The 1,132-nt window shown below is 59.9% G+C and carries 2 protein-coding genes and 1 other RNA gene; all 3 read left to right on the top strand.

The features are described from left to right. Nucleotides 1-513: carbon dioxide-concentrating mechanism protein CcmK (locus NW820_RS07425; protein ID WP_414407120.1), on the top strand; the 513-nt coding region annotated here is incomplete at its 5' end. A 72-nt stretch (nt 514-585) separates the two neighbouring features. Continuing rightward, an RNA gene (gene ffs, locus NW820_RS07420) (signal recognition particle sRNA small type) lies at nt 586-683 on the top strand. A gap of 62 nt (nt 684-745) precedes the next feature. Continuing rightward, nucleotides 746-1,132 (top strand): hypothetical protein (locus NW820_RS07415; RefSeq protein WP_414407119.1); only part of this gene is annotated, 387 nt, incomplete at its 3' end.

The following is a 1,132-nucleotide window of genomic DNA, read 5'->3' as shown; positions in this document are numbered from 1 at the left end:
CAAGAGGAGATCTCCAGTTTGGTGATCCCGCGCCCCCTGCCCAACTTGGAAGTGGTACTGCCGATCAGCAGCAAGCTGTCTCAACTGGCACAAAACCGCGGCTACAGCCGCCTCAGTAACTTGGCCGTGGGCCTGCTGGAAACTCGCGGCTTCCCGGCAATGGTGGGAGCTGCCGATGTCATGCTCAAAACCGCGGATGTCCAACTGGCGGCCTACGAGACCATTGGGGATGGCCTATGTACGGCCATTATCCGCGGTACAGTGGCCAACGTGGCCATTGCCATCGATGCCGGCATGTACGAAGCAGAGCGCATTGGGGAATTGCACGCGGTGGCAGTGATCCCCCGCCCTCTGGACGAACTGGAGCAAGCGCTGCCCGTGGCCAGTTGTTTTGTTGCTCAACCGGTTACCCTGCCGGTAACCCTTCCTCAAGTTCAGGAACAGGAGGTGCAGCGCAGCGATACAGCCGTAGAGCGGATCCCTGTTTATCTGGAGCCGCCTGAAACTCCCTAGCCCCCTGAGAAACCCATCTGTTGCCCAAGAAAGCCGAGCAGGGCAGAGGGGAAAAATGCTAGGCTACTGGAAGACCTGGGTCCGTGCAGCTCCGACGCCCAAACCGTGTCAGGATCGGAAGATAGCAGCACCACGGGATGCTCTGAGCAGGCGCGTCAACCCGGGTCGCCCTTTGCAGCCCTACTTCTCTCTGCTGGGTTCTCTCCTCCTTGCCCTAGCAGCGCATTACACTATGTCCGAAACAGACAATCCCCTCGCCAACTGGGCTCAAAAAGCCTTTTACTTCGGCATGGGTTTGGCGGCTGTGGCGGCGGATAATGCTGCCAAGGTGGCCAGCAAAGCGGGTATCCGTCTGATGGAGTTGCGCAAGCAGGCGCAAGCTTTGGTGGACGAGCTGGTGGAGCGGGGGGCGATGACCGCTGAAGAGGCGCGGGCTTACATGGATGCCATCGCCGCCAACGCCAACCGCAAGGGAGAAGACAGACAAACTGCCGGTCCCCGCAAGATCACCATCGACGACATTAGCAATGCCGAGGGCGAGGCAGGCACGGCCATCGAACTTTCAGAAGCGGCCCGTTTGCGCCAGAAGATCGCCGAATTGCAAGCTGAGTTGGATCGC

The organism is Synechococcus sp. R55.7 (genome assembly GCF_047461955.1).
Classification (GTDB): Bacteria; Cyanobacteriota; Cyanobacteriia; order Thermostichales; family Thermostichaceae; genus Thermostichus.
Note: the sequence above shows the minus strand (reverse complement) of the source record. Positions and strands in the feature narration are given on the sequence as shown.